Origin of the sequence: Streptomyces sp. NPDC086077 (assembly GCF_040686175.1) — a bacterium.
Classification (GTDB): domain Bacteria; phylum Actinomycetota; class Actinomycetes; order Streptomycetales; family Streptomycetaceae; genus Streptomyces.
In genome coordinates, this window is sequence record NZ_JBFBJT010000066.1 from 23,177 (window position 1) to 39,462 (window position 16,286).

Below are 16,286 nucleotides of genomic sequence, written 5' to 3' on the forward strand. Positions count from 1 at the left end.
TCCCCCGCCGCAAGCTCGGCTCATGGAGCTGGAGCTGCGACATCTCAGGACGGTCCGGGCCATCGCCGACGCCGGGAGTCTCACCAGGGCGGCCACGGCGCTCGGGCTCGCACAGCCCGCGTTGAGCGCGCAGCTCAAACGCATCGAGCGGGCCCTGGGGGGTGAGTTGTTCGAGCGGGGCCGGCACGGGGTGCGGGCCACGGCGCTGGGTGAACTCGTACTCGAACGCACCCGTGTCGTGCTGCCCGCGGTGACCGAACTGCAGCAGGAGGCGGCGCGGTTCGCCCGTTCCCCGCGCGCCACGGCCTCCTTCCGGCTGGGCGGCACCCACGGTCCGCTGCTGGGCGCCCTGGTGGACCGGCTGGCGGACGTCCTGCCCGACGCCGGTGTGACGACCTGCGCCTCGTGGTCCGAGCGGCAGCTGGCCGATCTGCTCGCCGAGGGGCGGCTGGACTTCGCGCTCGCCGGGACCTGCGGGTCGGCCGCGCCGCCCCGCGCCGAGGGGCTCGTCTGGCGCGAGGTCGCCGTGGACCCGGTGTTCGTCATGGTGCCCGAGGGGCACGCGCTGGCCGCCGCGCACGAGGTCGGACTGGGCGAGCTGGCCGAGGAACAGTGGGCGTGCGTGCCCGGCGACGGGTGTTTCGGGGACTGCTTCTCCGCCTCCTGCGCCCGCGCCGGGTTCACACCGCGCCGGATGTACGAGACGGACACCTCGTCGGTGGTGCATCTGGTGCAGGTGGGACGAGCGGTGGGGCTGTGCCGGGCGACGTTTCCGAGCACGCCGGGGATCGTCACCCGACCGCTGCGCGGTACCCCGCTGGCCTGGCGCCATCTGCTCGGCTGGCATGCGCTGACACAGGGGGCGGACACCGCCGCCACCGTGCTCGCGCAGGCGCACATGGCGTACGCGGAGGTGGCGGCCCGCAGCGACAGCTACACCGCGTGGCTGGCCGCGCGTCGCGTGCCCTGAGGCGTGTTCCGTAACGCTGGGGAGAGGGTCAACCGACGTCTTATGCAGGCCTGTTGACCCTTCCTACGGTTTCGGCACCTCCCCATCGAGCGAGACCGAGACCGAGGAGATCCCCCATGCCCCAGCGACCCACCCGGGCCAGAGCCGCGGGTGCCGCCGTGGCGGCGACGGCCGCCCTGCTCGTGGCCGGGCTCAGCGGCTCCGCGAGCGCGGGCGCCGCCGCCGCACCGACCACATCGACCGCCCTCCCAGCCGCCGCGACGCTGCGCACCGACGCCGCTCCCCCGACCCTGCTCCGCGCCATGGAGCGCGACCTCGGCCTGGACCGGCGTCAGGCGCAGCGGCGCCTGGCCAACGAGGCGGAGGCCGGGGCCACGGCGGGCCGCCTGCGGGCCGCGCTCGGCGGCGACTTCGCGGGCGCCTGGGTGCGGGGCGCCGACTCCGGCACCCTGACCGTGGCGACCACGGACGCGGCCGACGTACCCGCGATCGAGGAACGGGGCGCGAAGGCCGCGGTCGTCCGCCACTCCCTCGCCGACCTGGACGCCGCCAAGGCCCGCCTGGACCGGGCGGCCCAGCGGCGGAGCACCACCGACGCGCCCGTCTGGTACGTCGACGTGCGCGCCAACACCGTCGTCGTGCGGGCGGTACGTCCGGCCGCCGCGCGCGCCCTGCTGGACGCGGCCGGCGTCCACGGCTCGCTCGCCCGGATCGAGACGACGGCCGAGCGGCCCCGCGCTCTGTACGACCTGCGCGGCGGTGAGGCGTACTACATCGACAACAGCGGGCGCTGCTCCATCGGCTTCCCGGTGACCAAGGGCACCCAGCAGGGCTTCGCCACGGCCGGTCACTGCGGCCGGGGCGGCGCGAGCACCACCGGCCACAACCGGGTGGCGCAGGGCACCTTCCAGGGCTCGATCTTCCCCGGCCGGGACATGGCGTGGGTGGCGACCGGCTCCCAGTGGACCGCGACCCCGTACGTCCGGGGCTCCGGCGGGCAGAACGTCCAGGTCACCGGGTCCACACAGGCGCCGGTCGGGGCGTCCGTGTGCCGTTCCGGATCCACCACCGGCTGGCACTGCGGCACCGTCCAGCAGCACAACACCAGCGTCACCTACCCCGAGGGCACCATCACCGGCGTCACCCGCACCTCGGTCTGCGCCGAGCCCGGCGACTCCGGCGGCTCGTACATCTCCGGCAGCCAGGCCCAGGGCGTGACGTCGGGCGGCTCGGGCAACTGCAGCAGCGGCGGTACGACGTTCTTCCAGCCGATCAACCCGCTGCTCCAGAACTACGGCCTCACCCTGAGGACCACGACGGACCCGGGCGACCCCGGTGACCCGGGCGACCCGGGCGACCCGGGCGGCACGTGGACGGCCGGCACGGTCTATGAGCCCGGCGACACGGTCACGTACGCCGGAGCGACCTACCGTTGCCTCCAGGGCCACCAGTCCCAGCCGGGCTGGGAGCCGCCGAACGTACCGGCGCTGTGGCAGCGCGCGTGACTCAGTGAAAAGCAGCGGGTCCGGGTGCACGCACGAGGCACCCGGACCCGACCTGATCACGCCGCCCGCTGGAAACTCCGCAACCGTACGAACGACGACTCCAGCCCCTTCTTCAGCGCCCGCGCCACCGGCCGTTCCACGAGGCGGTGCACCAGCCAGCTCAGCACCAGGAACCCTGCGATCAGGGTAGCGACCAGCAGGCGCGGGTCCATCGTGCCGCGGAGGTGGTGGATGAGGACTATGCCCGCGAGGTAGTGCATGAGGTAGAGCGGGTACGTCAGGCAACCGGCCGTCACCAGCCACTTCCAGCGGATGCGGTCGGTCCAGCCGAGGGCGATGGCCACCATCACCAGCATGAACACGGTGAAGATGACGACCGCGCCACGCCAGCTGCTGACCTGCTCGTACTCGACCCGCTCCCCCAGCTCCAGCTGGCCCATCAGCCAGGACATCGCGAGGATGCCCCACAGCAGGAGGTCCTGGCCGAAGCGGTGCATGAGGTAGAGGGCCAGACCGGCGATGAAGTACCAGGCGGCGCTCGGGTCGGCGACCAGCGTCAGCAGCGGGAACTTCGAGATCGGCGCCAGCATCGCCGCGGCGCCCCAGACGCAGCAGAACACGACGACCCGGCGGTACGTCAGGCCCATGGCGACGACGACGAGGAACAGCAGGTAGAAGCGGAGCTCCGACCAGAGCGTCCAGTACACGGGGTCGACGTTCGGGATCTTGGAACCGGACTGCAGCATCGTCAGGTTGAACAGGATCTCCCGCAGCCGCAGCCGCTCCTGCACCCCCGGCAGCAGCACCAGCACGGCCGTCGTGAAGAGGACGGCGAACCAGTACGCGGGATAGAGGCGGATCACGCGCGAGACGAAGAAGTCCTTGGGTGTGCGGCCCCAGCACGACATGCAGATCACGAAGCCGCTGATCACGAAGAAGATCTCGACGCCTATCCAGCCGAAGGAGGCGACGCGGAACACGCTCGGCATCAGCTCCGACACCGGGCGGTCCCAGATGATGTTGCCGGCCTCGTTCGCCCGGCGGGTGCCGACGAAGTGGTGCAGGACCACCATCAGGGCGGCGACGAGACGGATGCCGTCGACGACGTAGAGCCGGGGCCGCTGCCGTCGGGCACCGCGAGCCGAGGTGTCCGCCTTCGGTGCGCCCAGCGGCTGTGGCGGACGTTCGGCCACCGCGACCGGCATAGGTATCGACAATCCGCTGCGCGCACCCTGCATCAGGAGTCCTAGCCATCCTCGGGAGAGACTCGGGGCCCGACGGCCACTGAACGACGGTTCACGCTACGTCGGCACTTTCCGCCCTACGAGGACAGAAGAGAACAATTCCCCAGTGCGCACGGGGAAGTTGCCGCAACCCTCGCCATTCCGCCGCACAGTGTTCGACCAGTTTTCACTCACGCTCGGGACAACCCCCTGATGTGTTCGACCAGGCCGGGTACGGCAAAGGGGCCCGTACGACCGAAGTCGTACGGGCCCCTACAGGCCTTTTCAGGTCAGGCGACCTTCAAGCAAGCGGAACTTACTTGACGATCTTGGTGACCTGGCCGGCGCCCACGGTCCGGCCACCCTCACGGATGGCGAACTTCAGGCCCTCCTCCATGGCGACGGGCTGGATCAGCTCGACGCGCATTTCGGTGTTGTCGCCCGGCATGACCATCTCGGTGCCCTCGGGGAGGTGCACGACACCGGTCACGTCAGTCGTACGGAAGTAGAACTGCGGGCGGTAGTTGTTGAAGAAGGGGGTGTGACGACCACCCTCGTCCTTCGACAGGATGTAGGCCTGGGCCTCGAACTCGGTGTGCGGGGTGACAGAGCCCGGCTTGATGATGCACTGGCCGCGCTCGACGTCCTCGCGCTTGATGCCGCGAAGCAGCAGACCGACGTTCTCACCGGCCTGGCCCTCGTCGAGCAGCTTGCGGAACATCTCGATGCCGGTGACCGTGGTGGTGGTCTTCTCGGTCTTGATGCCGATGATGTCGACGGTCTCGTTGACCTTGAGGACACCACGCTCGATACGGCCGGTGACGACCGTACCGCGACCGGTGATCGTGAAGACGTCCTCGATCGGCATCAGGAACGGCTTGTCGACGTCACGCTCGGGCTGCGGGACGGACTCGTCGACAGCCTTCATCAGGTTGAGGACGGAGTCGACCCACTCCTTCTCGCCCTCGAGGGCCTTGAGCGCGGAGACCTTGACGACCGGCAGGTCGTCGCCCGGGAACTCGTACTCGGAGAGCAGCTCACGGACCTCGAGCTCGACGAGCTCCAGGATCTCCTCGTCGTCCACCATGTCGGCCTTGTTCAGGGCGACCACGATGTACGGCACGCCGACCTGGCGGGCCAGGAGCACGTGCTCCTTGGTCTGCGGCATCGGGCCGTCGGTGGCGGCGACCACCAGGATCGCGCCGTCCATCTGCGCGGCACCGGTGATCATGTTCTTGATGTAGTCCGCGTGACCAGGGCAGTCGACGTGGGCGTAGTGACGCGCCTCGGTCTGGTACTCGACGTGCGCGATGGAGATGGTGATACCACGCTGACGCTCTTCCGGCGCCTTGTCGATGTTGTCGAACGGGGTGGCCTCGTTCAGGTCCGGGTACGCGTCGTGCAGCACCTTGGTAATGGCGGCCGTGAGGGTCGTCTTACCGTGGTCGATGTGACCGATGGTGCCGATGTTGACGTGCGGCTTAGTCCGCTCGAACTTCGCCTTCGCCACTGGGGTCCTCCTGTGGAGTGGTTCTGTACGCCTTACTTCATCGGCGCCAGGTGATCTTTGCTGTTAAGTCCCGGGCCCCGGGACATTCACCCGGGATTGCGGGTGAATGCCCCGTGAGGCTCCGGAGTCAAGCCTACGGCGTATGAACGCGGTGCGTTACTCGCCCTTGGCCTTCGCGATGATCTCCTCGGCGACGTTCCGCGGAACCTCGGCGTAGGAGTCGAACTGCATCGAGTAGCTTGCGCGACCCGACGTCTTGCTGCGGAGGTCCCCGACGTAGCCGAACATCTCCGAAAGGGGCACGAGGCCCTTCACGACGCGGGCACCGGCCCGCTCCTCCATGGCCTGGATCTGACCACGGCGGGAGTTGATGTCGCCGATGACCTCACCCATGTAGTCCTCGGGCGTGGTGACCTCGACGGCCATCATCGGCTCGAGCAGCACGGGGCTGGCCTTGCGCGCGGCCTCCTTGAAGGCCTGCGAACCGGCGATCTTGAACGCGAGTTCGGAGGAGTCGACCTCGTGGTAGGCACCGTCGAGAAGCGTGACGCGGACGCCCGTCATCTCGTAGCCGGCGAGGATGCCGAACTGCATGGCCTCCTGCGCACCGGCGTCGACCGAAGGGATGTACTCCTTCGGGATGCGACCACCGGTCACCTTGTTCACGAACTCGTACGAGGCGTCGCCGCCCTCGATGGGCTCGATCGCGATCTGCACCTTGGCGAACTGACCGGTACCACCGGTCTGCTTCTTGTGGGTGTAGTCCACGCGCTCGACGGCCTTGCGGATCGTCTCACGGTAGGCGACCTGCGGCTTGCCGACGTTGGCCTCGACCTTGAACTCACGGCGCATACGGTCGACCAGCACCTCGAGGTGCAGCTCGCCCATACCACCGATGATGGTCTGGCCGGTCTCCTCGTCCGAGTGAACCTGGAAGGAGGGGTCCTCCTCCGCGAGACGCTGGATGGCGACACCCAGCTTCTCCTGGTCACCCTTGGACTTGGGCTCGATGGCGACCTGGATGACCGGCGCCGGGAAGTCCATGGACTCCAGGATGACCGGGTTCTTGTCGTCGCTCAGCGTCTCACCGGTGGTGGTCTGCTTGAGGCCCATCACGGCGACGATGTCGCCGGCGCCCACCGAGTCGATCTCCTCACGCTTGTTCGCGTGCATGCGGTAGATCTTGCCGATGCGCTCCTTCTTGCCCTTGACCGAGTTCAGCACCGCGGTGCCGGACTCCAGGCGACCGGAGTAGATCCGGACGAAGGTGAGCTTGCCGAGGTGCGGGTCGCTCATGATCTTGAAGGCGAGCGCGGACAGCGGCTCGTCGTCGGACGGCTTGCGCTTGACGACGACCTCGGAGTCCTTGACGTCGTGGCCCTCGATGGCCTCGACGTCCAGCGGGGTCGGCAGGTAGCGCACGACCGCGTCGAGCAGGGGCTGGACGCCCTTGTTCTTGAACGCGGTGCCACAGAACACCGGGGTGACCGTGGTGCCGTCGGACTTGCCGGACGCGATGGTGATGCGACGGATCGCGGCGTACAGCTGCTCCTCAGTGGGCTCCTCGCCCTCCAGGTACAGCTCCATGACCTCTTCGTCGTTCTCCGCGACGGCCTCGACCAGCTTGCCGCGCCACTCCTCGGCGGCCTCGGTGTGCGTGGCCGGGATGTCGACGACGTCGTACATCTCGCCCTTCGCCGCCTCGGCGGACCACACGAGCGCCTTCATGCGGACCAGGTCCACAACGCCCTTGAAGTCGGCCTCGGCACCGATCGGCAGCTGCATGACGAGCGGCTGCGCGCCCAGGCGGTCCGAGATCATGTCCACGCAGCGGTGGAACTCGGCGCCGGTACGGTCCAGCTTGTTGACGAAGCAGATGCGCGGCACGCCGTAACGGTCGGCCTGACGCCACACCGTCTCGGACTGCGGCTCGACACCGGCCACACCGTCGAACACCGTCACGGCACCGTCGAGGACGCGCAGCGAACGCTCCACCTCGACGGTGAAGTCGACGTGCCCCGGGGTGTCGATGATGTTGATCGTGTAGTCGTTGTCCTCGAGCGGCCAGTGACAGGTGGTGGCAGCAGAGGTGATCGTGATGCCACGCTCCTGCTCCTGCTCCATCCAGTCCATCGTGGCAGCGCCGTCGTGGACCTCACCGATCTTGTAGCTGACGCCGGTGTAGAAGAGGATCCGCTCGGTGGTGGTCGTCTTGCCCGCGTCGATGTGGGCCATGATCCCGATGTTGCGGACCTTGGCCAGGTCAAGTGAAGTGGTAGCCATAAGGCTTCAGTCTTCTCTCGGTCTCGATGGGGTCTGCGACTACCAGCGGTAGTGCGCGAAGGCCTTGTTGGACTCGGCCATCTTGTGGGTGTCCTCGCGCTTCTTCACGGCCGCACCGAGGCCGTTCGAGGCGTCGAGAAGCTCGTTGAGGAGACGCTCGGTCATGGTCTTCTCGCGACGGGCGCGGGAGTAACCGACGAGCCAGCGCAGCGCGAGCGTGTTGGCGCGACCGGGCTTGACCTCGATCGGCACCTGGTACGTCGCACCGCCGACGCGGCGGGACTTGACTTCGAGGGTCGGCTTGATGTTCTCCAGCGCGCGCTTCAGCGTGATGATCGGGTCGTTGCCCGTCTTCTCACGCAGACCCTCCATGGCGCCGTACACGATGCGCTCGGCGGTGGAGCGCTTGCCGTTCAGCAGCACCTTGTTGATCAGGGAGGTCACCAGAGGGGAGCCGTAAACCGGGTCGATGATGACCGGGCGCTTCGGGGCGGGGCCCTTACGAGGCATTCTTACTTCTCCTTCTTGGCGCCGTAGCGGCTGCGGGCCTGCTTGCGGTTCTTGACACCCTGGGTGTCGAGCGAGCCACGGATGATCTTGTAGCGAACACCCGGCAGGTCCTTCACACGGCCGCCGCGCACGAGCACGATGGAGTGCTCCTGCAGGTTGTGTCCCTCACCCGGAATGTAAGCAGTGACCTCGATCCCGCTGGTCAGACGCACACGCGCGACCTTACGCAGGGCCGAGTTCGGCTTCTTCGGGGTGGTCGTGAACACACGCGTGCAGACGCCCCGGCGCTGAGGGGAACCCTCGAGTGCGGGCGTCTTGTTCTTCTCGACCTTGTCCTGCCGGCCCTTACGGACCAGCTGCTGGATCGTAGGCACTACTTCTCCGGTTTCTGTGTGCCGATAGGTACAGCTAACCTGGAACGTCGCCGACCCACGCGGTCGGGTGTGTCGAATCCGGCGGACCCCCACCGCGAGGCAGAAGGAAGCGCAGATTACGGTGGCCGCTCTCGGACTCCCCATGCGGTTGAAGACACGCACGGAAGCCAGGGCACACCCCAGGCACAAGGTCTGAGCGTACCTACCGCATACGCTGCGGTCAAAACAAATGCCCGGCGCCCACCGGGCGGCACTGACCACGCCAAACATCCTGTTCGGCCGACCCCGGCCGAACCCGGCCCCCGCAGGCTTGCACGCATGTGCGACGCTGTGGGGATCTTATGGCAGATGTTTCGCGATCACCCATACTGTGATGCCCCGCCCGGGGCCCGGTGATCGGGCCGGAGGGGGACCACAGTCATGAGCACGGCTGCCAGTTCCGAGGCGACGGATACCACCGAGTCCGGCGACGCCGGCGCGGAGCGGCCCCGTACGCCACGGATACCGCTGCCCGGGATACCGCGGCTCTCCCGGCCCCTCAGGGTGCCGGGCGGACTGCGGCCGTACGGCCCTCCTTTGCTCCTCTACGGCGCCACCAAGCTGGTCGGTACCGTCGTCTTCGCCATTCTGCTGATGGCCTCCGGCGAGTACCGGCAGAAGAACCCCCGCTTCGGCGGCGGCGCCCACTGGTGGGACGTACTCGCCACCTGGGACGGCTGGTGGTATCTCCAGGTCGCCGAGAAGGGGTACGACCCCAGGCCGCTGCGGCGGCTCGATCCCGGCGGGATGTTCACGGTCGAGCAGAACTCCGTCGCGTTCTTCCCCCTCTATCCGGGCCTGATCCGAGGCACCTCCGAGGTGACCGGGCTCGGGCTGTACGGGTCCGGGATCCTGGTCTCGGTGATCGCCTCCTTCGTGGCGGCCGCCGGTGTCTACGCCGTGATCTCGCTGCTCGCCGGCGCCCGGGCGGGCACCATCGCCGCGGGTCTGTGGGCGGTGGCACCAGGCTCGGGCGTCGAGTGGGCCGTGTACTCCGAGTCCCTGTTCGTGGCGATCGCCACCTGGTGCTGCTACTGCGTGATGAAGGGCCGCTGGGTGGCCGCCGGGCTGCTCGCCTTCGTGGCCGGCCTCAACCGGCCCACGTCCGCCGCGCTCATCGGTGCCGTGGGGCTAGCCGCGCTCGTCACGCTGGCCCGGCGGGAGGACCGGGCCAAGCACGGCGTGGCGGGGCCGGTCTACGCCATGTGCGCCGCGCCGCTCGGTCTGCTCACCTATGTCGCCTGGGTCGGGCTCAGCATGGGCGAGCTGACGGCGTACTTCACGCTCCAGCGCGACGGGTGGCTGCACTTCTTCGACTTCGGCGCGTACACCCTCGACGTGCTGGGCAACACGGCGATCGGGAAGCACGACTACATCTTCGCGTTCTCCGTGCCCGACCTGCTCGCCGTCCAACTGGTGCTGGCGCTGCCGTTCCTGATCGTGCTGATGCTGCGCAAGCGGCCGCCGCTGGTGCTGGTCGCCTACACGCTCGCCAGCATCGTCAGCGTCCTGGGCACCCAGCAGATCTTCGGCAACACCTCGCGCTACCTGCTCCCCTGCTTCCCCCTCCTCCTCGCCCCGGCCGCCGCGATGAGCCGACTGTCGTGGCCGGTACTGACCGTCTTCTTCGCGACCGCGGCCCCGGCGTCGGGCTGGTACGCGCACTTCGTGCTCTTCGAACTGGGCATCCCGTAGGCGTCGCACGATCAGGACATATGTCCGGGCGCCTGTTCACCTGATATCCCCTCGGCGCGATCAGTCGAAAGCTAAGCTGCGCAGCCGACCGCGCCCGGGGAGGGGCGCGGAACCGTGTTCCGGAGGGGGAGAACCGTGTTCGTGCTGTCCATCCTGCTGCTCATAGCGGCGATCGTCGCCTTTTTCATCGGCCGTGCCCGCGCCGAAGGAGGCTGGAAGCTGGGAGCGGCACTGAGCGCCGTGGCAGGCGTGCTGGCCGGCGTCTTCGCCTGCCTCCATGTCGTGACCGCCTACGAGGTCGGTGTGCCGGTGACCTTCGGCAAGATCGGCAAGCCGCTGACCTCGGGCATCCACTTCAAGTCACCGTTCACCGACGTGACGTCCTTCTCCACCCGCCCGGTGGACCTCAATCTCTACGACAAGGACGTCGTCGAGGTCCGCTCCTCCCAGGGCGGCGTCCTCTACGCGGACGTCACCATCAAGTGGGCCGTCGTGCCCGCGAAGTCGGTCGAGCTGTACCGGCTGGCGGGCAGCGAGGAAGCGGTCCAGGAGCGGCTGGTGCTGCCGGACAGCCGCGAGATCATCCGCAACGTCTTCGCACAGCACACCAGCGAGGAGGGCTACGCCTCCGCCCGCGAGCAGATCAGCTCGGAGATCGCCGCCCTGATCAAGGAGCGCCTGGCACCGCGCGGGATCGACGTCACCGCCGTCAACCTGCGCAACGTGAAGCCCTCGGAGAAGCTGCAGGAGCAGATCGACAAGAAGATCCAGCAGGAGCAGGACACCCAGCGGGCCACCGAGGCGGCGCGTACGGCCAAGGCCGAGGCCGAGCGCAAGCGGATCGAGGCGGAGGGCATCGCCCGCGCCAACAAGATCATGGATCAGTCGCTGAGCGACAAGGTGCTCTACAACCAGTGCCTTGAGGCCTACAAGGAAGCGTCCAGGGCCAACCCGGTCTACGCGGTGCCGTGCGGCACCGGCTCCGACGGCACTCCGGTCATCGTGGACGGCACCAAGAACTAGCCGGTGGCCGGCGGGCAGCCGGCCGACCGACCGAGCGAACGCCGAGGGGCGGCCCCCTAAAGGGACCGCCCCTCAACTCATGCGACTCGCTTACTGGTTGTACGGACCGTAGTCGTAGTCCTCCAGCGGCACGGCCTGGCCGGAGCCCGTGCCGAAGGGCGAGTAGTCGATGTCGTCGTAGCCCACGGCCGAGTACATCGCGGCCTTGGCCTCCTCGGTCGGCTCGACCCGGATGTTGCGGTAGCGGGACAGACCCGTACCGGCCGGGATGAGCTTACCGATGATGACGTTCTCCTTGAGGCCGATCAGGGAGTCGGACTTGGCGTTGATCGCCGCGTCCGTCAGAACCCTGGTCGTCTCCTGGAAGGACGCCGCCGACAGCCACGACTCGGTCGCCAGCGAGGCCTTGGTGATACCCATCAGCTGCGGACGACCGGAGGCCGGGTGACCGCCCTCCTGGACCACACGACGGTTCTCGGTCTCGAACTTCGAGCGCTCGACCAGCTCACCGGGCAGCAGCTCGGCGTCGCCGGACTCGATGATCGTCACACGGCGGAGCATCTGCCGGATGATGATCTCGATGTGCTTGTCGTGGATCGACACGCCCTGCGAGTTGTAGACCTTCTGGACCTCGCCGACCAGGTGGACCTGGACGGCACGCTGACCCAGGATGCGCAGCACGTCGTGCGGGTTGGTGGCACCCACGGTGAGCTTCTGGCCCACCTCGACGTGCTCACCCTCGCTCACCAGGAGCCGGGCACGCTTCGAGATCGGGAACGCCGTCTCGTCGCTGCCGTCGTCCGGGGTGATGACGAGCTTCTTGGTCTTCTCGGTCTCCTCGATCCGCACGCGGCCGGAGGCCTCGGAGATCGGGGCGACACCCTTCGGCGTACGGGCCTCGAAGAGCTCGACGACACGCGGCAGACCCTGGGTGATGTCGTCACCGGCCACACCACCGGTGTGGAAGGTACGCATCGTCAGCTGGGTACCGGGCTCACCGATGGACTGGGCGGCGATGATGCCGACCGCCTCACCGATGTCGACCAGCTTGCCGGTGGCCAGCGAGCGGCCGTAGCACATGGCGCAGGTGCCGACGGCGGACTCGCAGGTCAGGACCGAGCGGGTCTTGACCTCGGAGACCCCGTGCCGGATCAGCTCGTCGATGAGCACGTCGCCCAGGTCGGTACCGGCCGGGGCCAGCACCTTGCCGTCCACGACGATGTCCTCGGCGAGGCAGCGCGCGTACACGGACGTCTCGACGTCCTCCGCCTTGAGCAGCGCACCGTCGGCGCCACGCTCGGCGATCGACAGCCGCAGACCACGCTCGGTGCCGCAGTCCTCCTCGCGGATGATGACGTCCTGCGAGACGTCGACCAGACGACGGGTGAGGTAACCCGAGTCGGCGGTACGCAGAGCGGTGTCCGCCAGACCCTTACGGGCACCGTGCGTGGAGATGAAGTACTCCAGCACGGACAGACCCTCACGGAACGAGGCCTTGATCGGACGCGGGATCGTCTCGTTCTTGGCGTTCGACACCAGACCACGCATACCGGCGATCTGACGCATCTGCATCATGTTGCCTCGTGCGCCCGAGTTCACCATCATGAAGATCGGGTTGGTCTTCGGGAAGTTCTCGTTCATCGCCTCGGCGACCTCGTTGGTCGCCTTGGTCCAGATCGCGATGAGCTCCTGCGTGCGCTCGTCCTTGGTGATCAGACCGCGCTCGTACTGCTTCTGGACCTTCTCGTCCTGCGCCTCGTAGCCCTTGACGATCTCCTTCTTCGCCTCGGGAACGACGACGTCGGAGATGGCCACGGTGACGCCGGAACGGGTGGCCCAGAAGAAGCCGGACGCCTTCAGGTTGTCGAGCGTCGCCGCCACGATGACCTTCGGGTAGCGCTCGGCCAGGTCGTTGACGATCTGGGAGAGCTGCTTCTTGCCGACCTCGTAGTCGACGAACGGGTAGTCCTCGGGCAGCAGCTCGTTGAAGAGCGCGCGGCCCAGCGTGGTCTTCAGGGTGAAGCTGTCACCCTGCTGCCACTCCGGCTCGCCCTCCTCGCGGACCGGCGGCACCCAGCCACGCGGCGGGATGGTGCCCACCGGGAAGCGGATGTCGACGGGCGCCTGCAGCGACAGCTCGCCGGCGTCGAACGCCATGATCGCCTCGGCGACCGAGGAGAACGGACGGTCGGTGCCCTTGATGTCGCGGCCCTCGGCGTCCGTGGTGAGGAAGTACAGACCCAGCACCATGTCCTGGGTCGGCATCGTCACCGGACGGCCGTCGGCGGGCTTGAGGATGTTGTTCGAGGACAGCATCAGGATGCGGGCCTCGGCCTGCGCCTCCGCGGACAGCGGCAGGTGCACGGCCATCTGGTCACCGTCGAAGTCCGCGTTGAACGCGGTGCAGACGAGCGGGTGGATCTGGATGGCCTTGCCCTCGACCAGCTGCGGCTCGAAGGCCTGGATGCCGAGGCGGTGCAGGGTGGGCGCACGGTTCAGCAGCACCGGGTGCTCGGCGATGACCTCTTCGAGGACGTCGTACACCACGGTGCGGCCGCGCTCGACCATCCGCTTGGCGCTCTTGATGTTCTGCGCGTGGTTCAGGTCGACCAGGCGCTTCATCACGAACGGCTTGAAGAGCTCCAGCGCCATCGCCTTCGGCAGACCGCACTGGTGCAGCTTCAGCTGCGGACCGACGACGATCACGGAACGCGCGGAGTAGTCCACACGCTTGCCGAGCAGGTTCTGACGGAAGCGACCCTGCTTGCCCTTCAGCATGTCGCTGAGGGACTTCAGCGGGCGGTTGCCGGGACCGGTCACCGGGCGGCCGCGGCGGCCGTTGTCGAACAGCGCGTCGACGGCCTCCTGAAGCATGCGCTTCTCGTTGTTCACGATGATCTCGGGCGCGCCGAGGTCGAGAAGCCGCTTCAGACGGTTGTTCCGGTTGATCACACGGCGGTACAGGTCGTTCAGGTCGGAGGTCGCGAAGCGGCCACCGTCCAGCTGCACCATCGGGCGGAGGTCCGGCGGGATGACCGGCACGCAGTCGAGCACCATGCCCTTGGGGCTGTTGCTGGTCTGCAGGAACGCGGAGACGACCTTCAGGCGCTTGAGCGCACGGGTCTTCTTCTGGCCCTTACCGGTGCGGATGATCTCGCGGAGGCGCTCGGCCTCCTCGTCGAGGTCGAAGGACTCCAGGCGCTTCTGCAGCGCCGCGGCACCCATCGAGCCGTCGAAGTAGGTGCCGAAGCGGTCGCGCAGCTCGCGGTAGAGCAGCTCGTCGCCCTCCAGGTCCTGGACCTTGAGGTTCTTGAACCGGTTCCACACCTCGTCGAGGCGGTCGATCTCGCGCTGCGCACGGTCGCGCAGCTGCTTCATCTCACGCTCGGCGCCCTCGCGCACCTTGCGGCGCACGTCGGACTTGGCGCCCTCGGCCTCCAGCTCGGCCAGGTCGGTCTCGAGCTTCTTGGCCCGGGCCTCCAGGTCGGCGTCGCGACGCTGCTCGATCTGCTGACGCTCGACGGAGACGTGCGCCTCCAGCGAGGGCAGGTCGCGCGTACGGCGCTCCTCGTCCACGTACGTGATCATGTACGCGGCGAAGTAGATGACCTTCTCCAGGTCCTTCGGGGCGAGGTCGAGCAGGTAGCCCAGCCGCGACGGAACGCCCTTGAAGTACCAGATGTGGGTGACGGGAGCGGCCAGTTCGATGTGGCCCATCCGCTCACGGCGCACCTTGGCGCGCGTGACCTCGACGCCACAGCGCTCACAGATGATGCCCTTGAAGCGGACACGCTTGTACTTGCCGCAGTAGCACTCCCAGTCCCGGGTCGGACCGAAGATCTTCTCGCAGAAGAGTCCGTCCTTCTCGGGCTTGAGGGTGCGGTAGTTGATGGTCTCGGGCTTCTTGACCTCGCCGTGGCTCCACTGACGGATGTCGTCAGCGGTCGCCAGACCGATCCGGAGCTCATCGAAGAAGTTGACGTCGAGCACTATGCGTCAATCCCTCTCAGGGTTGTAAGTCTTGGGGTCTGAAACGGGGTCCCGGGGTCGACGGGCCTTCTGTGGGTGTTCAGAAGGCCCGCCGGACTCCGTCAGACCTCTTCGACGCTGCTCGGCTCGCGCCGGGACAGGTCGATGCCGAGCTCCTCCGCCGCGCGGAAGACGTCCTCGTCGGTGTCACGCATCTCGATGGACATGCCGTCGCTGGACAGCACCTCCACGTTGAGGCAAAGGGACTGCATCTCCTTGATGAGCACCTTGAAGGACTCGGGGATGCCGGGCTCAGGGATGTTCTCGCCCTTGACGATGGCCTCGTAGACCTTCACGCGGCCGGTGACGTCGTCGGACTTGATGGTCAGCAGCTCCTGGAGGGCGTACGCGGCGCCGTAAGCCTCCAGCGCCCACACCTCCATCTCGCCGAACCGCTGGCCACCGAACTGGGCCTTACCACCCAGCGGCTGCTGGGTGATCATCGAGTACGGACCGGTCGAACGGGCGTGCAGCTTGTCGTCGACCAGGTGGTGCAGCTTCAGGATGTACATGTAGCCGACCGAGATCGGCTCCGGGAACGGCTCGCCCGAGCGCCCGTCGAACAGCGGTGCCTTGCCGCTGGGGAGCACCATGCGCTCGCCGTCGCGGTTCGGGATCGTGTGCTCGAGCAGACCCGCGAGCTCGTCCTCACGCGCACCGTCGAAGACCGGCGTGGCGACGTTGGTGCCGGGCTCGACGCTGTCGGCGCCGATGGCCTGCAGACGCTCCGCCCACTCGTCGGCGAGACCGGAGACGTCCCAGCCACGGCTGGCGAGCCAGCCCAGGTGGATCTCCAGAACCTGTCCCGGGTTCATTCGGGACGGCACGCCCAGCGGGTTCAGGATGATGTCGACCGGAGTTCCGTCCTCGAGGAACGGCATGTCCTCGATCGGAAGGATCTTCGAGATGACGCCCTTGTTGCCGTGTCGGCCGGCGAGCTTGTCACCGTCGGTGATCTTGCGCTTCTGCGCCACGTACACGCGCACCAGCTGGTTCACACCGGGGGGAAGCTCGTCGCCCTCCTCGCGGTCGAAGACGCGGACGCCGATGACCTTGCCGATCTCGCCGTGCGGGACCTTCAGCGAGGTGTCACGGACCTCACGGGCCTTCTCACCGAAGATCGCG

Annotated in this window: 10 protein-coding genes and 1 pseudogene; 4 read left to right on the forward strand and 7 right to left on the reverse strand. The window is 67.8% G+C overall.

Features of this window, described 5'->3' with window-relative positions:
* Positions 1-22 precede the first annotated feature (22 nt).
* The gene (locus AB0O67_RS20250) at positions 23-970 is read left to right on the forward strand and encodes a LysR family transcriptional regulator (protein WP_365451879.1); all 948 of its coding nucleotides are present in this window, start codon (positions 23-25) and stop codon (positions 968-970) included.
* Positions 971-1,086: 116 nt separating this feature from the next.
* Entirely contained in the window at positions 1,087-2,475 is a 1,389-nt protein-coding gene (locus AB0O67_RS20255) for an alpha-lytic protease prodomain-containing protein (RefSeq protein WP_365451881.1), read from the forward strand.
* Positions 2,476-2,531: 56 nt separating this feature from the next.
* On the opposite strand, the gene AB0O67_RS20260 is transcribed toward AB0O67_RS20255, so the two are convergent.
* The 5 genes from AB0O67_RS20260 to rpsL all read right to left on the reverse strand — a co-directional run bounded on the left by AB0O67_RS20260 (position 2,532) and on the right by rpsL (position 8,375).
* Positions 2,532-3,668 carry an acyltransferase gene (locus tag AB0O67_RS20260; RefSeq protein WP_365451883.1) on the reverse strand — a complete coding sequence of 379 codons (1,137 nt, stop codon included), beginning with the start codon at positions 3,666-3,668 and terminating at the stop codon, positions 2,532-2,534.
* Between the two features lie 346 nt (positions 3,669-4,014).
* A complete protein-coding gene (gene tuf / locus AB0O67_RS20265) occupies positions 4,015-5,208 on the reverse strand; it encodes an elongation factor Tu (protein ID WP_365451885.1) in 1,194 nt (397 codons plus the stop codon).
* A 156-nt stretch (positions 5,209-5,364) separates the two neighbouring features.
* The gene (fusA, locus tag AB0O67_RS20270) at positions 5,365-7,491 is read right to left on the reverse strand and encodes an elongation factor G (RefSeq protein ID WP_365451887.1); all 2,127 of its coding nucleotides are present in this window, start codon (positions 7,489-7,491) and stop codon (positions 5,365-5,367) included.
* A gap of 39 nt (positions 7,492-7,530) precedes the next feature.
* Positions 7,531-8,001 (reverse strand): 30S ribosomal protein S7, encoded by a 471-nt coding sequence (rpsG, locus tag AB0O67_RS20275; RefSeq protein WP_003992340.1) that lies wholly within the window; start codon positions 7,999-8,001, stop codon positions 7,531-7,533.
* A gap of 2 nt (positions 8,002-8,003) precedes the next feature.
* The gene (gene rpsL / locus AB0O67_RS20280) at positions 8,004-8,375 is read right to left on the reverse strand and encodes a 30S ribosomal protein S12 (protein WP_003948652.1); all 372 of its coding nucleotides are present in this window, start codon (positions 8,373-8,375) and stop codon (positions 8,004-8,006) included.
* Between the two features lie 420 nt (positions 8,376-8,795).
* On the opposite strand from rpsL, the gene AB0O67_RS20285 reads away from it, so the two are divergent.
* Both AB0O67_RS20285 and AB0O67_RS20290 read left to right on the forward strand, forming a co-directional pair.
* Positions 8,796-10,109, forward strand: coding sequence for a hypothetical protein (locus AB0O67_RS20285; protein WP_365451889.1), 1,314 nt, complete (start codon positions 8,796-8,798; stop codon positions 10,107-10,109).
* 135 nt (positions 10,110-10,244) lie between these two features.
* Positions 10,245-11,132, forward strand: a complete 888-nt coding sequence (locus tag AB0O67_RS20290) for a prohibitin family protein (RefSeq protein WP_365451891.1) — start codon at positions 10,245-10,247, stop codon at positions 11,130-11,132.
* A gap of 90 nt (positions 11,133-11,222) precedes the next feature.
* On the opposite strand, the gene AB0O67_RS20295 is transcribed toward AB0O67_RS20290, so the two are convergent.
* Both AB0O67_RS20295 and AB0O67_RS20300 read right to left on the reverse strand, forming a co-directional pair.
* Positions 11,223-15,122: a DNA-directed RNA polymerase subunit beta' gene (locus AB0O67_RS20295; protein ID WP_365451893.1), complete on the reverse strand. Its 3,900-nt coding sequence runs from the start codon at positions 15,120-15,122 to the stop codon at positions 11,223-11,225.
* A 101-nt stretch (positions 15,123-15,223) separates the two neighbouring features.
* Positions 15,224-16,286: pseudogene (locus AB0O67_RS20300) on the reverse strand (DNA-directed RNA polymerase subunit beta); the annotation flags it as partial.

Excerpts from the sequence above, each read along its gene's own strand:
- AB0O67_RS20250 (WP_365451879.1), top strand. The coding sequence starts at position 23 with ATGGAGCTGGAGCTGCGACATCTCAGGACGGTCCGGGCCATCGCCGAC.
- AB0O67_RS20255 (WP_365451881.1), top strand. The coding sequence starts at position 1,087 with ATGCCCCAGCGACCCACCCGGGCCAGAGCCGCGGGTGCCGCCGTGGCG.
- fusA (WP_365451887.1), bottom strand. The coding sequence starts at position 7,491 with ATGGCTACCACTTCACTTGACCTGGCCAAGGTCCGCAACATCGGGATC.
- rpsG (WP_003992340.1), bottom strand. The coding sequence starts at position 8,001 with ATGCCTCGTAAGGGCCCCGCCCCGAAGCGCCCGGTCATCATCGACCCG.
- AB0O67_RS20285 (WP_365451889.1), top strand. The coding sequence starts at position 8,796 with ATGAGCACGGCTGCCAGTTCCGAGGCGACGGATACCACCGAGTCCGGC.